Source organism: Thioclava sp. SK-1 (assembly GCF_001705665.1).
In the GTDB taxonomy this organism is placed as follows: domain Bacteria; phylum Pseudomonadota; class Alphaproteobacteria; order Rhodobacterales; family Rhodobacteraceae; genus Thioclava.
Map to the genome: position 1 here is coordinate 1 of NZ_MDHA01000072.1, position 6,320 is coordinate 6,320.

Genomic DNA, 6,320 nt, shown 5'->3' on the forward strand with positions numbered 1-6,320 from the left:
CTTACCCACCGCTGCCACATCCTCGAAACTGGCAACGACAGCTACCGCTTCAAGGCCAGCTCCGAGTCTGCAAAGAAAACACGAAAGGAGACCAAAACGTTGACCCCGTCATAGACCGCGGCACATAACTGAGGGTGGGTCAAATCTCGGTGAAAATTTATGGGGCTACCGGGTCAGTTCTCAGTGACAATCAACAATTTGAGCTGCTTATGCGCGAATGTCTTGATCATAGTTGCATGTAAGCTAATAGGCGACAGTTGTAAAGTGATTGCCTACATAAAGCTAAAGGAATGCGACATAACATCCATTCCACTCCCTAGCGCAACTCAGGCGGGAAATGGGGGGCTACAGGAGCGCCAAGGCCCCGCGATCCAAAAGATAGGCCTCTGCCTTGTTGCAGGCGTCGATATCCGGCGCTTTCATGGTCATCATCCGCTCCTGAAGAAGCATGAACGTACCGCTTTTGTGAGGCTCCATTCTGGCCAGAGCAGAGTTTGCCCCACGGGACAGGTCTTGCGGTGTCCAGCCCATCCACCCAAATGACCGGCGATCGTGGAAGAGGTTTTTCTGTAACCCGACATACATGGTCGGTTGGGCGACGATCCAGTCGACTTTCCAGATATCCATGACCCCGAACATGATATCACGCATGACCGTCCAGTTCTGATACCAGAAGTCTGTGTTATCGTGCATGGGCATCTGGAGCGTGATACTGCCGAAATCTCGACCGTTGCAGTACACCACGCGTTCAATCTCGCCTTCATAGGTGCCATCCGTGCGCACGGATAATGATATGGGTGCGTCAGGGTCATCTACTGTTTTGCGTTGATGCGCTGTAATCATGGATTTGAGGAAATTCTCGGGCGCATCGAAAAGAAATGTCGTATTCGGAGCGGCGGACAAGCGGTCAAGTTCGGCAATATCTTCAGCACTTTGATCATCCTGAAGGCTCATTTTATCCATGAGCGCTTGCCCGCGTGCGCTGATCTCTGTGTCCATTACGCCGAACCGTCCGAACAACGGATGTAAGGAGCGTACATGATTTGCAAGCCGTATGATGCGGTCGAATTCTTCGCGGATTGCATCAATGTCGCTGGCGGCCCGAACACCGGGTGTAAAACCCGCAATTCTGTACATGGTTACTCCTGAATATAGCCACTATGTGGGTCTGCATGGTTCGGATTTGGTGTGTAGATAGGCACAATCGGCACTCCTGCAGACTGGAATTCTTTGGTGAGAATAATGACCAGAGATATTTGGGCGCAGTGCCATTGTAGCTGAACGGGCGGACGCGGGCGTGCAGCTCCGTCTTGCCGCCTAGCCTCGCCAACCAACTGTATTTTTGCGGCGGGATCACCTTCTGCTCGTTTGAAACGCCAATCTACGGACGTGATGGAAGCATCGCTGAAAAAACCGCCATCATCGGTCTGCACAACTAACATGAAAGCATAATTGTCTTTGGCCTCGACAAGCGTACAGATGGGTTGCCAGAAACCGTCGAAATAGACGCCATTATAGTTGTATTCTACTCCGCGCGGAAAACCGGTGATGAATTGCTGATACTGTCTTGCGCGGGCTGACATGTTCCAGTTTCGCGCAAGGGGGTGTCCTCGATTGGCCTCACATGCTTCGCATTTGGCAGGGTCTGCTGAACAAGTGGCTTCCATCTCTTTAGCGAGCGCGTCTGCCTTCGCTTGATCGTCTGCAAACTGGTTATCGATGTCGGTGTGGTCTTCCGGTGAAAGTGTGCCCGCTGTAACGGCCGCGCGATAAGCCGCTTGTGCTGCCCTGCTCGCGGCCATCTGTGCGGCGCGGCGGACGACCGTGCGAATGACTTGCCGTGCAGCCAAACGCGCGCCAATCGCGCCAGCAACCCAGATTCCTCCCCAGACGACAGCAGGCAGAACCATTAATCGCGCTCCTCTTTTGCCATGGCGGTGAAGCGACGCTTAATGACGGTGTCGTAATCTCTGAAGGTCTGATCTGGGTCAGGAGATCGACGAAACATAGTCTCTATAATTTCGTGTCTGTGAAAACCTGGAGTCAGTGCGACAGCCGTGATGATGAATTTTGCACGTATCTGTCCGTTACGTAGTCCGAAGTCGTTTGCACTCATCCATGCATCCTGAACCTCGCGTTCGACAGCCGCGCGTTTGAGGTGAGAGACATGATCTGGAAAGGTCTCGATGATCTTGTCCGACAAGGCACTCCGACGGCGCATTGTAAGCATTTGGCCGATTTGCCGAACGTGCTCTGTAGTCAGCTGTCCGGGTCGATCCCACGCCTCTTCCATGGCGGTAAACTTGTACACATCCGACCCGACTCGGCTGACCACCGAAGTGTCTGGTGAGATGAGTGCTTGTATATGTGGGATGCCAGCTTTCAGTAGTTGCCCAAGTAACCCAGGCTCCCAATACCGCAGGAAAAGCGCAGACTTGCGTTCTGCAACGCGGGGTCTGTGGAATTTTCTTAAATGGCGTGTCAGCTCCAACAGGCTTTTTGTCGATAGAAAAAACAGCCCTGGGTCTATGGACCACATTCCAGATGGCATTTTGTCAGAGAGAAGATCCCGCAGTAGAGCGTCGTGACGCTCTATGCGCGCGATCCATGGCAGTGCGTTTGCAGTTTCTTCTTCCGATGATGGGATCAGGCAGCATGCTTCATGAGGGTGCGACTGCAGTCTCTCCGGTAAGTCTGGGAGCAAAGCGCCGTCCAACATGACAAAGACCTCGCGCCCGTCTTGGAACAGAAGGTCCAAAAGAGCACTCGTATCTCTTGGTGTGAGATCCATAATTTCGGGCTGAAGCTGCATTTGTTCACTTAGGCGTTGTTGCCGTATGGCGGCCGCATGAGATTAATTTCGAAAAACTTAAATTGTTGGCTCAGTTTTAACCGAAAAGCCGCCTCCAGAAACCCTTCTTTTGTGTAGGGGCTGCTAGTGCTGCTTTTTCTTGTGCCGTTCTTAAATCGGAAAGTAGCCCCGTTGCCTGCGTTCGCCAGCGGTCACGATCCTCGCGCAAATCAGAGATGACGTCTTCTTTGTCGGCCAAGCGTTCTTGTGTGGCTTCAAGAAGACGTTGTAACGCCTTTATCTCGCTATAATTTTGAGTGTTTGCCGGTGTTGAATTTGGCGTTTCTTCCTGTTTAGTCGATGGTGTTGGGGGGTAAACTCTATGCAATTCGGATGGATCGATGCGGAACGTGCCGCTTTCATCCTTTTCCGCAGATATACGTCCTGATTTTATGGCTTTAGAGATTGTTGCTTTTGATTTCCCCGTGGCTTTTGCAGCCTCTCCAAGGGTGTAAACCATGGGGTTTCCTATCGTTCACTTTGGTGTTTATGTTGCCGTTTGCCGTTTATCGTCGTCATATTCAGCCGATATTGTTGGAAGATCTACTTCCATACCGGGAAAACTGGGCTGAGAGACCGGCGGCAAACCGCTACCCGAAGGGATTTGCATCTCTTCAATGCGAGGAAGATGGTGCAGAGCAGCTTTATTGGCCTCGATGGGTTCAGGCTGCTCGTCTTCGGCCAGAAGAACCTCTGCTTGAAGGCGGGCGTAGCGCAGGCGGTCCCTGGCTTCGGTCCAAACCACGCGGCTGTTGAGGACATCGGCGTTGACGGTGCCGCTTGCGCCGATCTGTTGGACCTCGATCCAGTTGCCAGCTTCAAGGGTCCTCAGGGCGCGTTTCACGGTGGATGCAGACGAACCCATGAGTTTGGCCAGCACCTTATGGGATGCGATGACCGCGTTCTGGTCACCAACGTTGGCTGCCAAGACATGGAGTAACGCAGAAGCCGCTGGATGTTTCGTGCCTAACCGTGCCCAAGCTTCATGTGCGGCACGGTCAGTCTGCACGAAGTGGCCACGATTGGGTTTGCTCGGGAGTGTTTCCCGATTTTCTGATTGTGCCCGCCCTGGTTCATCCATGACCTACCCCTAGTCCATCGGTGGTTAAATTTGAATCATACATAGTCATTTGTCGATCACGTGTGGCCTGCATTATGCCGTCAAAATTCGCCCATGCCTGCACAAAATTCACTCATACCTAGGTTGTTGATTGTCACTGAGAATTGACCCGGTAGCCCCATAAATTGTCACTGAGAATTGACCCATGTGAACACACTTCCCCGACGGTTTTGGTTGGGGGGATTTGGAGTGATCGACATGGGATTTTTGAGTGTCATTCGACGCTGGGCATTGCGTGACAAAATGCCGATACGCGAGATTGCCCGGCGGACGGGTTTGTCTCGGAATACTATCAAGAAGTATCTGCGCGAAGGCGCGGTTGAGCCGCAGTTCAAGACGCCCAAGCGTCCAAGCAAGCTGGATCCCTACGCGGATCGGCTGGCAGCTTGGCTTTTAATCCAGACGCGGAAGTCACGCAAAGAGCGGCGGACAGTGAAGCAAATGCATGCTGATCTGGTGAAGCTGGGATATGACGGCTCCTATGAACGCGTGGCAGCTTTCGCCCGGGCATGGCGCGCTGATCAGCATGAAGCGGAACAGACGACGGGGCGCGGCACCTATGTGCCGTTGGTGTTCCAGCCCGGCGAAGCGTTCCAATGCGATTGGAGCGAGGACTGGGCAAACATCGGTGGTGAGCGGGTCAAACTGCAGGTCGCGCGTTCCTGGTACGCGCTTATCCGTTGCAAACGCATGAGATGCTGTTCGACGCTCATTGGCATGCGTTCAGGGTTTTTGGCGGCGTCCCTGAACGTGGCATTTATGACAATATGAAGACGGCAGTTGACCGCGTTGGCAAAGGCAAGCAGCGGGCCGTCAATGCGCGCTTCAAAGCTATGGCCAGCCACTATGTGTTTGAGCCCGAGTTCTGCAATCCGGCGGCCGGTTGGGAGAAAGGCCAGGTTGAGAAGAATGTGCAGGATGCGCGCAACCGTATGTGGCAGGTCATGCCGGTCTGCGCCGATCTGGCAGAGCTGAGCCAATGGCTTGAAGATCGCTGTATCGCCCTTTGGACGGAGACACCGCACAAGGCTCTACCGGGGTCCATCGCTGACGTGTGGGAGGCCGAGAAGCCCATGCTAATGGCACTTCCGCCGGCATTCGATGGCTTTATCGAACACAGTAAGCGTGTGTCACCCACGTGCCTGAGCACGTTCGAACGCAATCGCTACAGCGTTCCCGCCAGCTTTGCGAACCGACGTGTCAGTTTGCATGTCTATCCCGAACGGCTGGTCGTGGTCGCTGAAGGGCAAATGGACCTGCACCGTTTCTGTTCCGGTGTGTTGCTCATCTTAGGCGGCGAGTTTTTCGAACGCCACGGGTGATTTTCCGTCCAATGCTGAATGGCGCCTGCGCGCGTTATGAGAGAGCGTTGATGTATTCGAACACCGCGACCTCAACATCCCGGCGTGTTTGCCATGTGTTTCGCCAGATCAGCTCGGCCTTGAAGGATTTGAAGAAGCTTTCGACCGCCGAATTGTCGTAACAATTTCCTTTGCCACTCATGGAAGGGAGTAGTTTGTGACGGCGAAGGCGTTTCTGATACTCGTGGGCACAGTATTGCGCGCCGCGATCGGTGTGGTGAATGCAGCCAGACGGTGGTCGGCGTAGCGCGATTGCCATGTCCAAAGCACGTAGGGCCAAGTCCTGCTTCATGCGATTACTAATTGCCCAACCGATCACGCGACGCGAATATAGGTCAATGATGACAGATAGATAGGACCAACCTTCATGCGTCCAGATGTAAGTGATGTCCCCGGCCCATTTCTGGTTTGGCGCCGTCGCTGTGAAATCCTGGTTCAAATGGTTCGGAGCGATGTTGAAGCTGTGGTCGCTGTCGGTCGTGCGCTTGAATTTACGGCTGCGCAGAACCTGAATGCCGTTGTCACGCATGATCCGGGCGACGCGGCGCTGGCCAACTTGAAGACCCAGTTCCTTCAATTCCTGCGTCATGCGCGGACGGCCATAGCTGCCCAAGCTGAGCCGATGTTGTTCGCGGATATATGCCAGAAGGATCATGTCACGACGCTGGCGATGTGAGGGCGGCCTGCGACGCCACGTCCGTAGCCCACGATCTGAAACCTGCATCATGCGGCACAGATACGCACGTGAAAGATCTCCGCGATACTCCGCAATGAATTGAAATCTCATTGCTTTTGGCTCGCGAAGAAGATTGCCGCCTTTTTTAACACCTTCCTCTCCTCCCGCAGAATACGGTTCTCTTTACGCAAGCGCTCGTTCTCGCGGCGCAACTCCGCGTCCTCAGCGGCTGTTGGATCGGTCGAGTAATCCCGCATCCACTTGCCCAAGGTCGAAAAACCAACCCCAAGGTCCGACGCAACCTGTCGCCGT

General features: G+C 53.9%; 5 protein-coding genes and 3 pseudogenes. 2 read left to right on the plus strand and 6 right to left on the minus strand.

Translation table 11 applies throughout. The features are described 5' to 3' along the window. Positions 1 to 114: pseudogene (locus BFP70_RS21270) on the plus strand (ATP-binding protein); the annotation flags it as partial. Between the two features lie 231 nt (positions 115 to 345). Here BFP70_RS21270 and BFP70_RS17535 read toward each other — a convergent pair. The 5 genes from BFP70_RS17535 to BFP70_RS17555 form a co-directional block, all read right to left on the minus strand. Beyond that, on the minus strand, positions 346 to 1,137 hold the full coding sequence (locus BFP70_RS17535) for an Imm52 family immunity protein (RefSeq protein WP_066012958.1): 792 nt from the start codon (positions 1,135 to 1,137) through the stop codon (positions 346 to 348). A 2-nt stretch (positions 1,138 to 1,139) separates the two neighbouring features. Beyond that, complete coding sequence (locus tag BFP70_RS17540) at positions 1,140 to 1,910, minus strand: Tox-REase-5 domain-containing protein (protein ID WP_066012960.1); 771 nt, start codon at positions 1,908 to 1,910, stop codon at positions 1,140 to 1,142. After that, complete coding sequence (locus BFP70_RS17545; RefSeq protein ID WP_066012964.1) at positions 1,910 to 2,812, minus strand: DUF4123 domain-containing protein; 903 nt, start codon at positions 2,810 to 2,812, stop codon at positions 1,910 to 1,912. Before BFP70_RS17545 ends, BFP70_RS17540 begins: the two co-directional genes overlap by 1 nt. 76 nt (positions 2,813 to 2,888) lie before the next feature. Further along, a complete protein-coding gene (locus BFP70_RS17550) occupies positions 2,889 to 3,311 on the minus strand; it encodes a hypothetical protein (RefSeq protein WP_066012966.1) in 423 nt (140 codons plus the stop codon). A 27-nt stretch (positions 3,312 to 3,338) separates the two neighbouring features. Next, positions 3,339 to 3,779, minus strand: a complete 441-nt coding sequence (locus tag BFP70_RS17555; protein ID WP_218059688.1) for a replication/maintenance protein RepL — start codon at positions 3,777 to 3,779, stop codon at positions 3,339 to 3,341. 390 nt (positions 3,780 to 4,169) lie between these two features. Between BFP70_RS17555 and istA the strand changes: the two are divergent. Beyond that, positions 4,170 to 5,224, plus strand: a pseudogene (istA, locus tag BFP70_RS17560) (IS21 family transposase); the annotation flags it as partial. A gap of 36 nt (positions 5,225 to 5,260) precedes the next feature. Here the strand turns inward: istA and BFP70_RS20480 are convergent. Continuing rightward, a pseudogene (locus BFP70_RS20480) lies at positions 5,261 to 6,320 on the minus strand (IS3 family transposase); the annotation flags it as partial.